We start from the raw sequence: 16,854 nt of genomic DNA, 5'->3' as shown, positions 1-16,854 counted from the left end.
CACCGTGGGGCAGGCCTACGGCGAAGCGGTGTTGCTTAAAGGGTTACCAGGAAGCCTTCGAGACGCCGGGCAGCTCACCACGGTGGGCCATGTCCCGCACGCAAACGCGGCACAGGCCGAACTTGCGGTAGACCGAGTGCGGGCGACCGCACTTCTGGCAGCGGGTGTACGCACGCACGGCGAACTTCGGCTTCGCGGCCGCCTTGATGATCAGCGCCTTCTTAGCCATGCTCAGTTCTCCTTGAACGGGAAGCCCAGGAGCTTGAGCAGCGCCCGGCCCTCGTCGTCGGTCTTGGCGGTCGTGACCACCGTGATGTCCATGCCCCGGGTGCGATCGATCCGGTCCTGGTCGATCTCGTGGAACACCGACTGCTCGGTCAGACCGAACGTGTAGTTGCCGTGGCCGTCGAGCTTGCGACCGTCGAGGCCGCGGAAGTCACGGATACGCGGCAGCGCGATCGACAGCAGCCGGTCCAGGAACTCCCACATCCGGTCGCCACGAAGGGTCACCTTCGCGCCGATCGGCATGCCCTCGCGCAGCTTGAACTGCGCGATCGACTTGGTCGCCCGCCGCACCAGCGGCTTCTGGCCGGTGATGGTGGTCAGGTCACGCACGGCGCCGTCGATCAGCTTGGCGTCCCGCGCGGCCTCACCGACACCCATGTTCACGACGACCTTGACCAGGCCGGGGATCTGCATGGGGTTGCCGTAGCTGTACTGCTCCTTCAAGCCGGCAACTACCTCGTTGCGGTACTTGAGCTTGAGACGGGGCAGCGTCTTGGTCTCGGTAGCGGCAGTCATCAGAGTTCCTTACCGGTCGTACGCGCGATACGGACCTTGTTGCCGTTCTCGTCGACCTTGTAACCGATGCGCGTCGGCTTGCCCTGGTCGTCCACGATCTGCACATTCGAGATGTGGATCGGGGCTTCCTGGGTCACGATGCCACCGGTCTTCGAACCACGCTGGGTGGTACGGATGCGTTCGTGCTTCTTGACTCGGTTGACGCCCTCGACCAGGAGCTTGTCCTGCCGCGGGAAGGCCGCGATGACCTTGCCCTTGGCACCCTTGTCCTTGCCGGCGATGACGACGACCGTGTCGCCCTTGCGAATCTTCACGGTCAGAGCACCTCCGGCGCCAGGCTGATGATCTTCATGAACCGCTTGTCGCGCAGCTCGCGCCCGACCGGGCCGAAGATGCGGGTACCGCGGGGGTCCCCGCCGTCCTTGATGATGACGGCGGCGTTCTCGTCGAAGCGGATGTACGAGCCGTCCGGGCGACGCCGCTCCTTGGCCGTGCGAACGATGACCGCCTTGACGACGTCACCCTTCTTCACACCGGCGCCGGGGATGGCGTCCTTGACCGTGGCCACGATGACGTCGCCGATGCCCGCATAACGGCGACCGGAGCCGCCGAGCACGCGGATGCACAGAATCTCCCGGGCACCCGTGTTGTCAGCGACGCGCAGTCGCGACTCCTGCTGAATCACGTCTGTCTCCTATGTCTGCCAGTTCTTCGCTGACCTGCGGCGAAGCTTGGCGGAACGATGGTGGCGGGGCCGACCGCGGCCGGCCCCGCGCACTCACTTGGCCTTTTCGAGGATCTCCACGACACGCCACCGCTTGGTGGCCGACAGCGGACGGGTCTCCATGAGCAGAACCCGGTCGCCGACGCCGCACGCGTTCTGCTCGTCGTGCACCTTGAGCTTGCGGGTGCGCCGCAGAACCTTGCCGTAGAGGGCGTGCTTGACACGGTCCTCGACCTCGACGACGACGGTCTTGTCCATCTTGTCGCTGACCACGAGACCCTCGCGGACCTTGCGGTTCGCGCGGACCGTGGCCGTGCTCTCGTCACTCATGCTGTCACCTCGTCCGGCGCAACCGAGAGCCCGAGCTCACGTTCACGCATGATCGTGTAGATCTTCGCGATGTCCTTACGGACAACCTGCAGCCGACGGTGGTTGTCGAGCTGACCGGTCGCACCCTGCACGCGAAGGTTGAACAGCTCCGCCTTGGCCTCCCGCAGCCGCGCGACCAGGTCGTCCCCGGTCAGTTCGCGCAGCTCGGCTGCCTTAACGCCCGCTGCCATCAGCTTTCACCCACTTCGCGTGTCACGATGCGGCACTTCATCGGGAGCTTGTGGATCGCGCGGCGCATCGCCTCGCGCGCGATCGCCTCGTTCGGGAACGACATCTCGAAGAGGATGCGTCCCGGCTTGACGTTCGCGACCCACCACTCGGGCGAACCCTTACCGGAACCCATGCGGGTTTCGGCCGGCTTCTTGGTCAGCGCCTTGTCCGGGAAGATCGAGATCCAGACCTTGCCGCCACGCTTGATGTGACGGGTCATCGCGATACGGGCCGACTCGATCTGCCGGTTGGTCACGTACGCGGGCTCGAGCGCCTGGATACCGAACTCGCCGAAGACGACCCGGTTGCCGCCCTTGGACGCGCCGTGGCGGTCCGGGTGGTGCGGCTTACGGAAGCCGTTCGGGGGCTTACGCGGCATCAGCATGGGTCAGCCCTCCTGCTGCGTTTCGGCCGCGGCCGGAGCAGCGGCGCTGTCGTTCTGCGGCGCGGTCGACTCGGCGGCCGCAGCCTGCTGAGCCGCACGGCCGGCCTCGGTGCCACCCGCGGTCGTGCCGGACGAGCCGGAACGGCCACGGCGCGGACGCTCGGGGCGGTCACCACGGTCACGGCGCGGACGCGCGGGCGCCTCCTGCACGGCCTCGCGGCCGGGCACGGCGTCGCCCTTGTAGATCCACACCTTCACGCCGATGCGGCCGAACGTCGTACGGGCCTCGAAGAAGCCGTACTCGATATTGGCGCGCAGCGTGTGCAGCGGGACGCGACCCTCACGGTAGAACTCCGTGCGGCTCATCTCCGCGCCGCCGAGGCGACCGGAGACCTGCACCCGGATGCCCTTGCAGATCGGGTTCTTCATGGCCGACTGCATGGCCTTGCGCATCGCCCGGCGGAAGCTGACCCGGGAGGACAGCTGCTCGGCGACGCCCTGCGCCACCAGCTGAGCGTCCGACTCCGGGCTCTTCACCTCGAGGATGTTGAGCTGGACCTGCTTACCGGTGAGCTTCTCGAGCTCGCCGCGGATCCGGTCCGCCTCCGCACCCTTACGGCCGATGACAATGCCCGGCCGGGCGGTGTGGATGTCGACCCGGACCCGGTCGCGGGTCCGCTCGATGTCCACCTTGGAGATGCCGGCGCGCTCGAGGCCCTTGGACATCATCCGGCGGATCTTGACGTCCTCGCCGATGTAGTCCTTGTAGAGCTTGTCCGCGAACCAGCGGCTCTTCCAGTCGGTGGAGATACCGAGGCGGAATCCGGTGGGGTGAACTTTCTGGCCCATTACTCGGACTCCTCCGTCGTCTGGGGCTCGGCGGGCGCGGCCTTCTTGGCCGGAGCCGCCTTCTTCGCCGCGGCGGCCTTCTTCGCCGGCCGGGCGACCTGGACCGCCTCGACGGCGATCGTGATGTGGCAGGTGCGCTTGCGGATCCGGTACGCCCGGCCCTGCGCCCGCGGCCGGAACCGCTTGAGCGTCGGACCCTCGTCCACGAACGCCTCGCTGACCAGGAGCGCGTCCGGGTCGAGCCGCTCGTTGTTCTCCGCGTTCGCGATAGCGCTCGCGAGCACCTTGTAGACCTGCTCGCTCGCGGCCTGCGGCGCGAACTGCAGGACCGTGAGAGCCTCCTTCGCGGGCAGACCGCGGACGAGGTTGATCACACGGCGAGCCTTGTTCGGCGAGATGCGGACGTGCTTCGCAACCGCGCGACTGCCCGGCAGAGCCGGAGCGTCATTCTTTGCTGGCATCGCTGTAAACCCCTTTCTTATCCGTGGTCCGACTAGCGCCGACGGCTCTTGCGGTCGTCCTTCTCGTGACCCTTGAACGTGCGGGTCAGAGCGAACTCGCCGAGCTTGTGACCGACCATGGCCTCGGTGATGAACACCGGGACGTGCTTGCGCCCGTCGTGCACGGCGATCGTGTGCCCGAGCATGTCGGGGATGATCGTCGAGCGCCGCGACCAGGTCTTGATGACGTTTTTCGAGTTCTTCTCGTTCTGGACTTCCACCTTCTTGATCAGGTGGTCGTCGACGAACGGGCCCTTCTTCAGGCTGCGTGGCATCTTCTAAACTCCCGTTACCCGCGCTTGCGGGTGGCGTAGCGGCGGCGAACGATCAGCTTGTCGCTCTCCTGGCCCTTGCGGCGGGTACGGCCCTCGGGCTTACCACCCGGGTTGACCGGGTGGCGACCACCGGAGGTCTTACCCTCACCACCACCGTGCGGGTGGTCGATCGGGTTCATGGCGACACCGCGGACGGTCGGGCGCTTGCCCTTCCAGCGCATGCGGCCGGCCTTGCCCCAGTTGATGTTCGACTGTTCGGCATTGCCGATCTCGCCGACCGTCGCGCGGCAACGGATGTCGACCCGCCGGATCTCGCCGGAGGGCATACGCAGCGTGGCGTACGCGCCCTCACGACCGAGCAGCTGGATACCGACACCGGCCGAACGGGCCAGCTTGGCGCCACCGCCGGGACGAAGCTCCACACCGTGGATCGTCGTACCGACCGGGATGTTGCGCAGGGGCAGGTTGTTCCCCGGCTTGATGTCCGCGCCCGGACCGGACTCGACGCGGTCGCCCTGCTTCAGGTCCTTCGGCGCGAGGATGTAGCGCTTCTCGCCGTCGGCGTAGTGCAGCAGCGCGATGCGCGACGTGCGGTTCGGGTCGTACTCGATGTGAGCGACCTTGGCCGGCACGCCGTCCTTGTCGACCCGCTTGAAGTCGATCAGCCGGTACTGCCGCTTGTGGCCGCCGCCCTGGTGCCGCGTGGTGATGCGGCCGTGGACGTTGCGACCACCCTTCTTGGGCAGCGGAACCAGCAGAGACTTCTCCGGGGTGGACCGGGTCAGCTCGGCGAAGTCGGCGACGCTGGAGCCGCGACGGCCCGGCGTGGTCGGCTTGTACTTACGGATAGCCATTGTTCAAACCCCTTAGCTGACCGGGCCGCCGAAGGCCTCGATGCGGTCACCGTCAGCCAGCTTGACCATCGCGCGCTTGGTCGCTTTACGCTGACCGAAGCCGGTGCGGGTGCGCTTGCGCTTGCCCTCGCGGTTCGCGGTGTTCACCGTCAGCACGCGGACGTTGAAGATCTGCTGGATCGCGATCTTGATCTCGGTCTTGTTCGCGTCCGGGTGCACGAGGAACGTGTACCAGTTCTGGTCGAGAACGCTGTAGCTCTTCTCCGACACGACCGGCTTGAAGATGATGTCGCGCGGGTCGGCGATCGTGCTCACTTGTTCTCCTCCTCGGCGGTCGCCGGGGTGCCCAGGAACTCGTCCAGGGCCTCCTTGGTGAAGACGACCTCGTCGGCGACCAGCACGTCGTACGTGTTGAGCTGGCCGGCCTCGAGCAGGTGCACGGTCGTCTCGTTGCGCAGCGACACCCAGTTCAGCTCGTCGGTGCTGCTCAGCACGACCAGGACCTTGGTGGACTCGGTGGCCTTGCGCAGCGTCGCGATCGCGGCCTTGGTCGACGGCTTGTCGCCGCTGACGAACGCCTCGACCACGTGGACGCGGCCGTCGCGGGCCCGGTCCGAGAGGGCGCCCCGCAGAGCGGCGGCCTTCATCTTCTTGGGCGTCCGCTGGCTGTAGTCGCGCGGCACGGGACCGTGCACGACGCCACCGCCGGTGAACTGAGGAGCGCGGATCGAGCCCTGACGGGCGCGGCCGGTGCCCTTCTGCTTGTACGGCTTCTTGCCGCCACCGGCGACCTCACCGCGGGTCTTGGCCTTGGCCGTGCCCTGACGGGCGGCGGCGAGCTGAGCCACGACGACCTGGTGCATCAGCGGGATGTTGGCCTGGACGTCGAAGATCGAGTCCGGCAGCTCCACCGAGCCGGCCTTGTTGCCCTCAACGTTCATCACGTCGACCGAGCTCACTTGGCACCGCCCTTCTTGGCCGCGGTACGAACCAGCACGAGAGCACCCTTGGGTCCGGGCACAGCGCCCTTGACCAGGATCAGGTTGTTCTCGGCGTCGACCGCCTGCACCGTCAGGTTCTGCACGGTGAAGCGCTGGCTACCCATGCGACCGGCCATCCGGACGCCCTTGAAGACGCGACCGGGGGTCGCGCAGGCGCCGATCGAGCCGGGCGAGCGGTGCTTGCGCTCGACACCGTGGCTGGCCTTGAGGCCGTGGAAGCCGTGCCGCTTCATGACACCGGCGTAGCCCTTACCGCGGGTCTTGCCGGTGACGTCGATCGGCGCGCCCACCGGGAACGAGTCCACGGTGATCTCCTGGCCGAGCTCGTACTCACCGGCGTCGACGGTACGGAGCTCGACGACGTGCCGACGCGGCGAAACGCCCGCCTTCGCGAAGTGACCGCCCTCGGGCTTGTTCACCTTGCGCGGGTCGATGGCACCGAAGGCCAACTGGACGGCCGAGTAGCCGTCCTTCTCGTTTGTCCGGACCTGGGTCACGACACAAGGGCCGGCCTGCACCACGGTCACCGGGACAACCTTGTTGTTGTCCCAGACCTGGGTCATGCCGAGCTTGGCGCCCAGGATCCCCTTTACTTGCCTGTCCATCAGTCGCAGATCCCTACAGCTTGATCTCGATGTCGACGCCAGCCGGCAGGTCGAGGCGCATGAGCGAGTCGACCGTCTTGGGCGTCGGGTCGATGATGTCGATCAGCCGCTTGTGCGTGCGCATCTCGAAGTGCTCGCGCGAGTCCTTGTACTTGTGCGGCGAGCGGATGACGCAGAAACGGTTGATTTCCGTGGGCAGCGGCACCGGGCCAGCAACCTGGGCCCCGGTACGCGTCACCGTCTCGACGATCTTCCGCGCCGAGGAGTCCACGACCTCGTGGTCATAGGCCTTGAGCCGGATGCGGATCTTCTGTCCCGCCATGGTGGCTTCTGTTTCCTTCTCTCGATGCCGCTACGTGCGAAAGCGGCGGCCTTCGCATGCCCGCAGGACCGTTGATCCTGCGTTGTCCGACCCCCGCGGTCGGGCGTGTCGCGCTGAGTCTCAGAAAGCTGCGCAGGGCAGCACTCTAGATCGCGGGGATCTTGAGGTGTCTCGGGCCCGGAATCAGACCCGAAAAGGGCGGCTCGTAAACACACCCAGACACCCGGCGAGGGTGGCCAGCTGCACAAGGCAGCTGACCACCCCGCTCGGACGCAACCTGACTAGTATGCCGGATCTAAGCCGACAATGCTAATCGGGGCTACCGACCTGCTCAGACGTTGATCTTCGTGACCGTGCCGGCGCCGACGGTGCGGCCACCCTCACGGATCGCGAACTTCAGGCCCTGCTCCATGGCGATCGGCTGGATCAGCTTGACCGACATGCTGGTGGAGTCGCCCGGCATGACCATCTCGGTGCCCTCGGGCAGCGTGACGACGCCGGTGACGTCCGTGGTGCGGAAGTAGAACTGCGGGCGGTAGTTCTGGAAGAACGGGGTGTGCCGGCCGCCCTCTTCCTTCGAGAGGATGTAGACCTGGCCCTCGAACTCCGTGTGCGGGGTGCTCGAGCCCGGCTTCACGACGACCATGCCGCGCTCGACGTCCTCGCGCTTGATGCCGCGGAGCAGCAGACCGACGTTCTCGCCCGCGCGGGCCTCGTCGAGCAGCTTGCGGAACATCTCGATGCCGGTGCAGACGGTCTTCGTCGACTTCTCGCGGATGCCGACGATCTCGACCTCCTCGTTCGGCTTGAGGATGCCGCGCTCGGCGCGACCCGTGACCACGGTGCCACGACCGGTGATCGTGAAGACGTCCTCGATGGGCATGAGGAACGGCTTCTCGGTCTCACGCTCGGGCTGCGGGATCGCGGTGTCGACCGCGTTCATCAGCTCGAGGAGCTTGGCGGTCCACTCCTTGTCGCCCTCGAGCGCCTTGAGCGCCGAGACACGCACGACCGGCAGGTCGTCGCCCGGGAACTCGTAGGTGCTGAGCAGCTCGCGGACCTCGAGCTCGACGAGCTCGAGCAGCTCCTCGTCGTCCACCATGTCGCTCTTGTTCAGGGCGACGACGATGTACGGAACGCCGACCTGGCGGGCCAGGAGCACGTGCTCCTTGGTCTGCGGCATCGGGCCGTCGGTCGCGGCAACCACCAGGATCGCGCCGTCCATCTGCGCGGCACCGGTGATCATGTTCTTGATGTAGTCAGCGTGGCCGGGGCAGTCCACGTGCGCGTAGTGACGCGCCGCGGTCTGGTACTCGACGTGCGCGATCGAGATCGTGATACCACGGGCCTTCTCTTCAGGCGCCTTGTCGATCTCGTCGAACGGGGTGTACGGGTTCAGGTCCGGGTATTCGTCGTGCAGGACCTTCGTGATGGCCGCAGTCAGCGTCGTCTTACCGTGGTCGATGTGACCAATGGTGCCGATGTTGACGTGCGGCTTAGTCCGCTCGAACTTCGCCTTCGCCACTGGTGTCCTCCTGTGGACTGTGGAATTGCTTTTTCCCGGCACGCCCGATAAGGCGATGGGGACTCTGTCGACTGCTCGTGCGTGTGCGGCCCTCGACGGACCGCACACGCCTCAACGCATCAGGCGCCGGTGGCCTTCGCGATGATCTCCTTCGCGACGCCCTGCGGGACCTCGGCGTAGGAGTCGAACTGCATGCTGTAGCTCGCCCGGCCGGCCGTCTTCGACCGAAGGTCGCCGACGTAGCCGAACATCTCGGACAGCGGCACCAGCGCCTTGACGACTCGGGCGCCGGAGCGCTCCTCCATCGACTGGATGATGCCACGCCGCGAGTTGAGGTCGCCGATCACGTCGCCCATGTTGTCCTCGGGGGTGGTCACCTCGACGGACATCATCGGCTCGAGCAGCGCGGGGTCGGCCTTGCGGGCCGCTTCCTTCATCACCATCGCGCCGGCGATCTTGAAGGCCATTTCCGACGAGTCGACCTCGTGGTACTGGCCGTCAACCAGGGTGAACTTCACGCCGACCAGCGGGTAGCCCGCGAGGACGCCGTACTGCAGCGAGTCCTGCGCACCCGCGTCCACCGACGGGATGAACTCCCGGGGGATGCGGCCACCGGTCACGGCGTTGACGAACTCGTACGTCGGGCCGTCGGCCTCGAGCGACAGCGGCTCGAGCGTGATGACGACCTTCGCGTACTGGCCCGAGCCACCGGTCTGCTTCTTGTGGACGTACGTGTACTTCTCCACCGTGCCGCGGATGGTCTCGCGGTACGCGACCTGCGGCTTACCGATGTTCGCCTCGACGTTGAACTCGCGCCGCATGCGGTCGACGAGGATGTCGAGGTGAAGCTCGCCCATACCGGCGATGATGGTCTGCCCGGTCTCCTCGTCGTTGAAGACGCGGAAGGTCGGGTCCTCCTCGGCCAGACGCTGGATCGCGGTGCCCAGCTTCTCCTGGTCCGACTTGGTCTTGGGCTCGATGGCGACCTGGATGACCGGCTCCGGGAAGGTCATCGACTCCAGGATGACCGGGTTGGCCGGGTCGCTGAGCGTGTCGCCGGTGGTGGTCTGCTTGAGACCCTGCACGGCGATGATGTCGCCGGCCTGCGCCGACGGACGCTCTTCACGCTTGTTCGCGTGCATCTGGTAGATCTTGCCGATCCGCTCCTTGCGGTCCTTGGTGGAGTTGACCACCTGGGAGCCGGAGTCGAGCGTGCCGGAGTAGACCCGGACGTAGGTCAGCTTGCCGAGGTGCTTGTCCGTCTGAATCTTGAACGCCAGGCCGGAGAACGGCTCGGAGTTCGACGGCTTACGCAGGATCGGGGTCTCACCGTCGGTCGCGGTGCCCTCGATGGCCGGGATGTCCAGCGGCGACGGCAGGTAGTCGACCACGGCGTCGAGCATGGGCTGAACGCCCTTGTTCTTGAACGCCGAGCCGCACAGCACCGGGTTGGCCTTGCTGGCGATCGTCGCGCGCCGGATGGCGGCCTTGACCTCTTCCAGCGAGACCTCTTCGCCCTCGAGGTACTTCAGCATGACCTCGTCGTCGACGTCGGCCAGCGTCTCGATCAGCTTCTCGCGCCACTCGTTCGCGGAGTCGACCAGGTCGGCCGGGATCTCCTCGACGGCGTAGTCCTCACCCTTCTGGGTCTCACCACGCCAGGTGAGCGCGCGCATCTCGACCAGGTCGACGACACCGATGTGGTCGCCCTCGAGCCCGATCGGGATCTGCAGGACCAGCGGGGTGGCGTTGAGCCGGTCGATCATCATCTGCACGCAGCGGAAGAAGTCCGCGCCGGTCCGGTCGAGCTTGTTGACGAAGCACATCCGGGGGACGTTGTACTTGTCCGCCTGGCGCCAGACGTTCTCGGTCTGCGGCTCCACGCCGGCCACGCCGTCGTAAACCGCGACCGCGCCGTCCAGAACACGCAGCGACCGCTCCACCTCGACCGTGAAGTCGACGTGGCCGGGCGTGTCGATGATCTGGATCGTGTGGCCCTTCCACTCGCACTTGGTGGCGGCGGAAGTGATCGTGATACCGCGCTCCTGCTCCTGCTCCATCCAGTCCATGGTGGCGGCGCCATCGTGGACTTCACCGATCTTGTACGTGATACCGGTGTAGAAGAGGATTCGCTCAGTAGTCGTGGTCTTACCGGCATCGATGTGCGCCATGATGCCGATGTTGCGTACGTTGGCGAGCGCGTCTGCGGCGGCCACTTCAATCCCTACTTTTCTTCGTCGTCGTCTCGTGGACCGGTACGACTTGCGCCGCGGCCCGGTTCAGCACCGGGCCGGCAGCAGCGGGGTCTTACCAGCGGTAGTGCGCGAAGGCCTTGTTGGACTCCGCCATCTTGTGAGTGTCCTCGCGACGCTTGACCGCGGCGCCGAGGCCGTTGCTGGCGTCGAGCAGCTCGTTCTGGAGGCGCTCGATCATGGTCTTCTCGCGGCGGGCCTTGGAGTACTGCACCAGCCAGCGGAGACCCAGGGTGGTCTGGCGCGGGGTACGCACCTCGACCGGCACCTGGTAGGTCGCGCCACCGACGCGGCGGCTGCGGACCTCGAGGGTCGGCTTGACGTTGTCCATGGCGCGCTTGAGCGTCACCACGGGGTCGGTGCCGTTCTTCTCACGGCAGCCCTCGAGGGCTCCGTACACAATGCGCTCAGCGAGCTGACGCTTGCCGCCGACCAGGATCTTGTTGACCAGCTGGGTCACCAGCGGCGAGTTGTAAACCGGGTCCGCGACCACTGGGTGGCGCGGAGCGGGGCCCTTGCGCGGCATGTCAGCTCTTCTCCTTCTTCGCGCCGTAACGGCTGCGAGCCTGCTTGCGGTTGCGGACACCCTGGGTGTCCAGCGAACCACGGACGATCTTGTAGCGGACGCCCGGGAGGTCCTTCACACGACCGCCGCGCACGAGCACGATCGAGTGCTCCTGCAGGTTGTGGCCGACGCCGGGGATGTACGCCGTCACCTCGATCTGGCTGCTGAGCTTCACACGAGCGACCTTGCGCAGCGCGGAGTTCGGCTTCTTGGGGGTGGTGGTGTACACGCGCGTGCACACGCCGCGCCGCTGAGGACTTCCCTTCAGCGCCGGCGTCTTGGTCTTGCTCGTCTTCGCCTGGCGGCCCTTTCGGACCAGCTGCTGGATCGTGGGCACCGGGTTTCTCCGCTCCCTTCGGCCGCTTCCTAGGCGGCCGCACCGTCTGTTTCTGCCTTTTGTGTGCTGGTCAGCTCTCCCTCGCGGAGAGTTGTCCGGCACCCGCGGTCGGGCGTGTCGTCCGGCTCACGGTCCCGCCGCACGCTTGTTGCGTGCCCCGGGTTCTGTCTTTGTCGATGCCGCGATGGGCACCGGCTCGGCGAGCGCCGCCCAGTCGCAACTGGGGCGCACGCACGAGTTGCCCGAGCAAGCTCGGGCACGAGGGAGAAGATTACCCACCTCGAGCACCCAGGTCAAAATGAGCCCGGGGACCGCGCGACGGATATCTCCGATACAAGTGTACCGGGTGCCTCACGGAAGCAACGCCGCGGTACCAGATCCGGCCTCAGGCCGACAGTTGCAACACCAGAGTCAACGCGAGGGACAGCAGAGCAATTCCCGCGCCGGCGCATCCGCACACGATCCCCGCCATACCCAGTCCGGCGCCGGTGAACCGCACCTGGCCGGTCCGGCCCGACCCGCGGATCTGCCGGCGGGCGACCACGCCGAGGGCGATCGCACCCCCACCGACAAGCACGCTGAGCAGGGTGAAGGCGCCCGAGACCCAGCCGCCCCAGCCACCCGTGGAGCCGGCCACGCCGAAGCAGAGCACGAGCACCGAGACGAGAATCGAGCCGATGCCGGCGATGAGCGACCCGATGGCCAGGCCCGAGGTGATCGGTTCGACCCGCAGCTGGACCAGGCCGAACTCCGTGCCGGGCAGGGCGTCGACCCGCTCCGGGCGCCACCGGCCCGAGGGCGGCGGCGGGGGCACGGCGGGCGGATAGTGCGCCGGCGGCGGGGGTGGCACGGTCATATCAAGAGCATGTCACTCGGACGATGCCGCCCGCACCCCGCATCAATCCGTTCCGGGCGAGAAGTCGGGGCCACCGGGTGCGCCGGCCAGGTGCAGCAGACCGGCGATCGACGCCACCACCAGCGACGTCAGAGCCAGGACGATGCCCGCCCAGGCCAGGCGGCGGCCCCGGCGGATCCAGGCCGAGCCGGTCAGATAACCCTTCGCCTCGTACGCCTGCCGCGCGGTCTGACGGGAGAGCACGAGCGCGACGGTGGCCGGGATCACCCCGCCGACGAACACACCGGTCAGGAAGCCCACCAGGCCCAGCGCGAAGACCGCCCGCGCCTTGGACGAGGGCTCCGGATCCGGATCCATCGGGTGGCGGGTGGGCACGGCCGCGGGGTGGGTCACCAGACCATCCTAGAGACAGAGAGACAACAGAAGGGCGGCCGCGCAGCGCGCGACCGCCCTTCCGTTCATACAGCCTTAGCGGTACGACCCGAAGTCGAAGTCGTCCAGCGGCACAGCCTGCCCGCTGGCCGGCCCGAAGCCGTAGTCGGTCTCCGGGTACCCGGTCATCGAGTAGACCTTGGCCTTGGCCTCCTCGGTCGGCTCGACCCGGATGTTGCGGTACTTGGAGATACCGGTACCGGCCGGGATGAGCTTACCGATGATCACGTTCTCCTTGAGGCCGACCAGCGAGTCGCTGCGCGAGTTGATCGCCGCGTCGGTCAGCACCCGGGTGGTCTCCTGGAAGGAGGCCGCCGAGAGCCAGGAGTCGGTGGCCAGCGAGGCCTTGGTGATACCCATCAGCACCGGGCGACCGGCGGCGGGCTCGCCACCCTCGCCCACGATCCGGCGGTTCTCCGACTCGAAGAGCGCCCGGTCGACCAGCACGCCGGGAAGGAACTCCGCGGCGCCCGAGTCGATGACCGTCACCCGCTTCAGCATCTGGCGGATGATGATCTCGATGTGCTTGTCGTGGATGAGCACACCCTGCGAGCGGTAGACCTCCTGGACCTCACTGGTCAGGTGGACCTGGACCGCCCGCGGACCCATGATCCGCAGAAGCTCGTGCGGGTCGATGGTGCCCTCGGTCAGCTTCTCGCCGACGCCGACGTGGTCGCCGTCGTGGGCACGGAGCTTGACGCGCTTCGAGATCTTGTCGTAGACGATCTCGTCGCTGCCGTCGTCCGGCACCACGATGATCTTGCGCGAGCGCTCGCCGTCCTCGATGCGGATGCGTCCCGGGGTGTCGGCGATGGGCGCCTTGCCCTTGGGCACGCGGGCCTCGAAGATCTCCTGCACACGCGGCAGACCCTGGGTGATGTCCTCACCCGCGACACCACCGGTGTGGAAGGTACGCATCGTCAGCTGCGTACCCGGCTCACCGATGGACTGGGCGGCGATGATGCCGACCGCCTCGCCGATGTCGACCGACTTGCCGGTCGGCAGCGAACGGCCGTAGCAGGCCGCACACACGCCGAGCTTCGACTCACAGGTCAGCACCGAGCGCACCCGGACGTTCTCGACGCCGGCCGCGACCAGCAGGTCGACCAGGATCGAGTTGAGGTCCGAGCCGCGGGCGACGACCAGGTTGCCGTTGGCGTCCTTGATGTCGTCGGCCAGCGTGCGGGCGTGCACACCGGTCTCCGCGTGGACGTGCACGACCAGCGTGCCGTCCGCCTCGCGCTCGCCCACCTGCATCGGGATCGCGCGGTCGGTGCCGCAGTCCTCCTCGCGGATGATGACGTCCTGCGAGACGTCCACCAGACGACGGGTCAGGTAACCCGAGTCGGCGGTACGCAGCGCGGTGTCGGCCAGACCCTTACGGGCACCGTGGGTGGAGATGAAGTACTCCAGCACGGTCAGACCCTCGCGGTACGACGAGGTGATCGGCCGCGGGATGATCTCGCCCTTGGGGTTGGCCACCAGGCCTCGGATGGCCGCGATCTGGCGGAGCTGGAGCAGGTTGCCGCGCGCGCCCGAGTTGATCATGACCCAGAGCGGGTTCTCGTGCGGCAGAGAGTTCTCCATCTCCTTGGAGATCTCGTTGGTCGCCTTGGTCCAGATCTCGATGAGCTCGCCGCGACGCTCCTCGGCGGTCATCAGACCACGCTGGTACTGCTTGTCGATGCGGTCGGCCTCGACCTGGTAGCGGGCCAGGATCTCCGGCTTGCGCGGAGGGCCGATGACGTCGCCCATGCCGATGGTCACGCCGGACCAGGTGGCCCAGTGGAAACCGGCCTCCTTGAGCGCGTCCAGGGTCGCCGCGAGGGCCACCTTGGGGAAGCGCTCGGCGAGGTCGTTGACGATCGCCGACAGCTGACCCTTGCGGATCTCGTAGTTCACGAAGCGGTAGCCCGGGGGCAGCGTCTCGTTGAAGATGACCCGGCCGAGGGTGGTCTCGACGAGCAGCGGCTGCCCCTCGGTCCAGTCCTCGGGCGCCTCCCACTTGTCACCCTTGGCGCCGTTGTCGACCCCGATGACTTCCTGGAGGCGGATCTTGACGGGCGCCTGCAGGTGCAGTTCGCCGTTGTCGAAGGCCATCCGCGCCTCGGCGTCCGAGCTGAACACCCGTCCCTCGCCCTTGGTGCCGGGCGTCTGGTGGGTCAGGTAGTACAGACCGATGACCATGTCCTGGGTCGGCATGGTGACCGGCTTGCCGTCGGCCGGCTTGAGGATGTTGTTCGACGAGAGCATCAGGATCCGGGCCTCGGCCTGCGCTTCGGCCGACAGCGGCACGTGCACCGCCATCTGGTCACCGTCGAAGTCGGCGTTGAACGCCGTACAGACGAGCGGGTGGATCTGGATCGCCTTGCCCTCGACCAGCTGCGGCTCGAAGGCCTGGATGCCCAGGCGGTGCAGGGTCGGCGCGCGGTTCAGCAGCACCGGGTGCTCGCTGATGACCTCTTCGAGGACGTCCCACACGACCGGCCGCTGACGCTCGACCATGCGCTTGGCCGACTTGATGTTCTGCGCGTGGTTCAGGTCGACCAGGCGCTTCATCACGAACGGCTTGAACAGCTCCAGCGCCATCTGCTTGGGCAGACCGCACTGGTGCAGCTTGAGGCGCGGGCCGACGACGATGACCGAACGGCCGGAGTAGTCGACGCGCTTGCCGAGCAGGTTCTGACGGAACCGGCCCTGCTTGCCCTTGAGCATGTCGGACAGCGACTTGAGCGGGCGGTTACCCGGACCCGTCACCGGCCGGCCGCGGCGGCCGTTGTCGAACAGTGCGTCGACGGCCTCCTGCAGCATCCGCTTCTCGTTGTTGACGATGATCTCGGGCGCGCCGAGGTCGATCAGTCGCTTGAGGCGGTTGTTCCGGTTGATCACGCGGCGGTACAGGTCGTTCAGGTCGGACGTGGCGAAGCGGCCACCGTCGAGCTGCACCATCGGGCGCAGGTCCGGCGGGATGACCGGGACGCAGTCCAGGACCATGCCGAGCGGCGAGTTGCGCGTGTTCAGGAACGCGGCGACGACCTTGAGGCGCTTCAGGGCACGGATCTTGCGCTGGCCCTTACCGGTGCGAATGATCTCGCGCAGGTTTTCGGCCTCGGCGTCCAGGTCCATGTTCGTCAGCAGCGCCTTGATCGCCTCGGCACCCATGCCACCGGTGAAGTACTCACCGAAGCGGTCGCGCAGCTCGCGGTAGAGCAGCTCGTCGGTGACCAGCTGCTTGGAGTCGAGCTTGCGGAAGGTGTCGAGCACCTCGTCGAGACGGTCGATCTCGCGCTGCGCCTTGTCCCGGATCTGGCGCATCTCGCGCTCGCCGGCTTCCTTGACCTTGCGGCGCACGTCGGCCTTGGCACCCTCGGCCTCGAGCTCCGAGAGGTCCTGCTCCAGCTTCGCGGCCCGCTTCTCGATCTCGGAGTCACGGCTGTTCTCGGACTGGCGCTTCTCGGCGAAGATCTCGTTCTCGATCGTGGACAGGTCGCGGTGACGCGCTTCGGCGTCCACGCTCGTGATCACGTACGAGGCGAAGTAAATGATCTTCTCGAGATCCTTGGGCGCGAGGTCGAGCAGGTAGCCCAGCCGGCTCGGCACACCCTTGAAGTACCAGATGTGCGTGACCGACGCGGCCAGCTCGATGTGACCCATGCGCTCACGGCGGACCTTGGACCGGGTCACCTCGACGCCGCAGCGCTCACAGATGATGCCCTTGAACCGGACCCGCTTGTACTTGCCGCAGTAGCACTCCCAGTCCCGCTGAGGACCGAAGATCTTCTCGCAGAAGAGTCCGTCCTTCTCGGGCTTGAGCGTGCGGTAGTTGATCGTCTCGGGCTTCTTGACCTCGCCGTGCGACCACTGCCGGATGTCGTCAGCGGTGGCCAGGCCGATGCGCAACTCGTCGAAGAAGTTGACGTCGAGCACTTGGTCTATCCCTCGTATTTCATTGCTCGGATGGGTTCCAGGCC

General features: G+C 66.9%; 22 protein-coding genes. All 22 read right to left on the bottom strand.

The annotated features are described in order from the left end of the window. Positions 1-43: 43 nt before the first annotated feature. Positions 44-229, bottom strand: a complete 186-nt coding sequence (locus KOI35_RS34585; RefSeq protein ID WP_014440734.1) for a type Z 30S ribosomal protein S14 — start codon at positions 227-229, stop codon at positions 44-46. Positions 230-231: 2 nt separating this feature from the next. Then, positions 232-801, bottom strand: coding sequence for a 50S ribosomal protein L5 (gene rplE / locus KOI35_RS34580; protein ID WP_215792901.1), 570 nt, complete (start codon positions 799-801; stop codon positions 232-234). Then, positions 801-1,121, bottom strand: coding sequence for a 50S ribosomal protein L24 (rplX, locus tag KOI35_RS34575; RefSeq protein ID WP_215793102.1), 321 nt, complete (start codon positions 1,119-1,121; stop codon positions 801-803). Before rplX ends, rplE begins: the two co-directional genes overlap by 1 nt. Further along, the gene (gene rplN, locus KOI35_RS34570) at positions 1,118-1,486 is read right to left on the bottom strand and encodes a 50S ribosomal protein L14 (protein WP_212823021.1); all 369 of its coding nucleotides are present in this window, start codon (positions 1,484-1,486) and stop codon (positions 1,118-1,120) included. The genes rplX and rplN overlap by 4 nt, the downstream gene beginning before the upstream one ends. Before the next feature lie 93 nt (positions 1,487-1,579). Continuing rightward, positions 1,580-1,855 (bottom strand): 30S ribosomal protein S17, encoded by a 276-nt coding sequence (gene rpsQ / locus KOI35_RS34565; RefSeq protein WP_133873220.1) that lies wholly within the window; start codon positions 1,853-1,855, stop codon positions 1,580-1,582. After that, the gene (gene rpmC, locus KOI35_RS34560; RefSeq protein WP_215792900.1) at positions 1,852-2,085 is read right to left on the bottom strand and encodes a 50S ribosomal protein L29; all 234 of its coding nucleotides are present in this window, start codon (positions 2,083-2,085) and stop codon (positions 1,852-1,854) included. Before rpmC ends, rpsQ begins: the two co-directional genes overlap by 4 nt. After that, positions 2,085-2,510, bottom strand: coding sequence for a 50S ribosomal protein L16 (rplP, locus tag KOI35_RS34555; RefSeq protein ID WP_215792899.1), 426 nt, complete (start codon positions 2,508-2,510; stop codon positions 2,085-2,087). The genes rpmC and rplP overlap by 1 nt, the downstream gene beginning before the upstream one ends. A gap of 3 nt (positions 2,511-2,513) precedes the next feature. Continuing rightward, the gene (gene rpsC, locus KOI35_RS34550) at positions 2,514-3,359 is read right to left on the bottom strand and encodes a 30S ribosomal protein S3 (RefSeq protein WP_215792898.1); all 846 of its coding nucleotides are present in this window, start codon (positions 3,357-3,359) and stop codon (positions 2,514-2,516) included. Further along, on the bottom strand, positions 3,359-3,820 hold the full coding sequence (gene rplV / locus KOI35_RS34545) for a 50S ribosomal protein L22 (RefSeq protein WP_215792897.1): 462 nt from the start codon (positions 3,818-3,820) through the stop codon (positions 3,359-3,361). The genes rpsC and rplV overlap by 1 nt, the downstream gene beginning before the upstream one ends. Before the next feature lie 32 nt (positions 3,821-3,852). After that, positions 3,853-4,134 (bottom strand): 30S ribosomal protein S19, encoded by a 282-nt coding sequence (gene rpsS, locus KOI35_RS34540; RefSeq protein WP_014440726.1) that lies wholly within the window; start codon positions 4,132-4,134, stop codon positions 3,853-3,855. A 14-nt stretch (positions 4,135-4,148) separates the two neighbouring features. Beyond that, positions 4,149-4,988 (bottom strand): 50S ribosomal protein L2, encoded by an 840-nt coding sequence (gene rplB, locus KOI35_RS34535; protein WP_215792896.1) that lies wholly within the window; start codon positions 4,986-4,988, stop codon positions 4,149-4,151. A gap of 12 nt (positions 4,989-5,000) precedes the next feature. After that, entirely contained in the window at positions 5,001-5,303 is a 303-nt protein-coding gene (gene rplW / locus KOI35_RS34530; RefSeq protein ID WP_202993667.1) for a 50S ribosomal protein L23, read from the bottom strand. After that, positions 5,300-5,947, bottom strand: a complete 648-nt coding sequence (rplD, locus tag KOI35_RS34525; protein WP_215792895.1) for a 50S ribosomal protein L4 — start codon at positions 5,945-5,947, stop codon at positions 5,300-5,302. Before rplD ends, rplW begins: the two co-directional genes overlap by 4 nt. Next, complete coding sequence (gene rplC / locus KOI35_RS34520) at positions 5,944-6,594, bottom strand: 50S ribosomal protein L3 (protein ID WP_215792894.1); 651 nt, start codon at positions 6,592-6,594, stop codon at positions 5,944-5,946. The genes rplD and rplC overlap by 4 nt, the downstream gene beginning before the upstream one ends. Before the next feature lie 13 nt (positions 6,595-6,607). Next, on the bottom strand, positions 6,608-6,916 hold the full coding sequence (gene rpsJ, locus KOI35_RS34515) for a 30S ribosomal protein S10 (RefSeq protein WP_007073037.1): 309 nt from the start codon (positions 6,914-6,916) through the stop codon (positions 6,608-6,610). Between the two features lie 331 nt (positions 6,917-7,247). Further along, on the bottom strand, positions 7,248-8,441 hold the full coding sequence (gene tuf, locus KOI35_RS34510; protein ID WP_215792893.1) for an elongation factor Tu: 1,194 nt from the start codon (positions 8,439-8,441) through the stop codon (positions 7,248-7,250). A gap of 119 nt (positions 8,442-8,560) precedes the next feature. Next, positions 8,561-10,657, bottom strand: coding sequence for an elongation factor G (fusA, locus tag KOI35_RS34505; RefSeq protein ID WP_215792892.1), 2,097 nt, complete (start codon positions 10,655-10,657; stop codon positions 8,561-8,563). Between the two features lie 91 nt (positions 10,658-10,748). After that, the gene (gene rpsG, locus KOI35_RS34500; RefSeq protein WP_133873229.1) at positions 10,749-11,219 is read right to left on the bottom strand and encodes a 30S ribosomal protein S7; all 471 of its coding nucleotides are present in this window, start codon (positions 11,217-11,219) and stop codon (positions 10,749-10,751) included. 1 nt (position 11,220) lies between these two features. Then, positions 11,221-11,595: a 30S ribosomal protein S12 gene (rpsL, locus tag KOI35_RS34495; RefSeq protein WP_014440718.1), complete on the bottom strand. Its 375-nt coding sequence runs from the start codon at positions 11,593-11,595 to the stop codon at positions 11,221-11,223. 385 nt (positions 11,596-11,980) lie between these two features. After that, entirely contained in the window at positions 11,981-12,451 is a 471-nt protein-coding gene (locus KOI35_RS34490) for a hypothetical protein (RefSeq protein WP_215792891.1), read from the bottom strand. 42 nt (positions 12,452-12,493) lie between these two features. Then, positions 12,494-12,808 (bottom strand): hypothetical protein, encoded by a 315-nt coding sequence (locus KOI35_RS34485; protein ID WP_215793101.1) that lies wholly within the window; start codon positions 12,806-12,808, stop codon positions 12,494-12,496. A gap of 111 nt (positions 12,809-12,919) precedes the next feature. Then, complete coding sequence (locus tag KOI35_RS34480) at positions 12,920-16,810, bottom strand: DNA-directed RNA polymerase subunit beta' (protein ID WP_215792890.1); 3,891 nt, start codon at positions 16,808-16,810, stop codon at positions 12,920-12,922. Between the last annotated feature and the right edge of the window lie 44 nt (positions 16,811-16,854).

Origin of the sequence: Paractinoplanes bogorensis, from assembly GCF_018829635.1 — a bacterium.
GTDB lineage: Bacteria > Actinomycetota > Actinomycetes > Mycobacteriales > Micromonosporaceae > Actinoplanes > Actinoplanes bogorensis.
Note: the sequence above shows the minus strand (reverse complement) of the source record. Positions and strands in the feature narration are given on the sequence as shown.

Bases quoted from the DNA above. Each gene is read 5' to 3' on its own strand.
- KOI35_RS34585 (WP_014440734.1), bottom strand. From the start codon at position 229: ATGGCTAAGAAGGCGCTGATCATCAAGGCGGCCGCGAAGCCGAAGTTC.
- rplE (WP_215792901.1), bottom strand. From the start codon at position 801: ATGACTGCCGCTACCGAGACCAAGACGCTGCCCCGTCTCAAGCTCAAG.
- rpsQ (WP_133873220.1), bottom strand. From the start codon at position 1,855: ATGAGTGACGAGAGCACGGCCACGGTCCGCGCGAACCGCAAGGTCCGC.
- rpmC (WP_215792900.1), bottom strand. From the start codon at position 2,085: ATGGCAGCGGGCGTTAAGGCAGCCGAGCTGCGCGAACTGACCGGGGAC.
- rplP (WP_215792899.1), bottom strand. From the start codon at position 2,510: ATGCTGATGCCGCGTAAGCCCCCGAACGGCTTCCGTAAGCCGCACCAC.
- rpsC (WP_215792898.1), bottom strand. From the start codon at position 3,359: ATGGGCCAGAAAGTTCACCCCACCGGATTCCGCCTCGGTATCTCCACC.
- rplV (WP_215792897.1), bottom strand. From the start codon at position 3,820: ATGCCAGCAAAGAATGACGCTCCGGCTCTGCCGGGCAGTCGCGCGGTT.
- rpsS (WP_014440726.1), bottom strand. From the start codon at position 4,134: ATGCCACGCAGCCTGAAGAAGGGCCCGTTCGTCGACGACCACCTGATC.
- rplB (WP_215792896.1), bottom strand. From the start codon at position 4,988: ATGGCTATCCGTAAGTACAAGCCGACCACGCCGGGCCGTCGCGGCTCC.
- rplC (WP_215792894.1), bottom strand. From the start codon at position 6,594: ATGGACAGGCAAGTAAAGGGGATCCTGGGCGCCAAGCTCGGCATGACC.
- rpsJ (WP_007073037.1), bottom strand. From the start codon at position 6,916: ATGGCGGGACAGAAGATCCGCATCCGGCTCAAGGCCTATGACCACGAG.
- rpsG (WP_133873229.1), bottom strand. From the start codon at position 11,219: ATGCCGCGCAAGGGCCCCGCTCCGCGCCACCCAGTGGTCGCGGACCCG.
- KOI35_RS34490 (WP_215792891.1), bottom strand. From the start codon at position 12,451: ATGACCGTGCCACCCCCGCCGCCGGCGCACTATCCGCCCGCCGTGCCC.
- KOI35_RS34485 (WP_215793101.1), bottom strand. From the start codon at position 12,808: ATGGATCCGGATCCGGAGCCCTCGTCCAAGGCGCGGGCGGTCTTCGCG.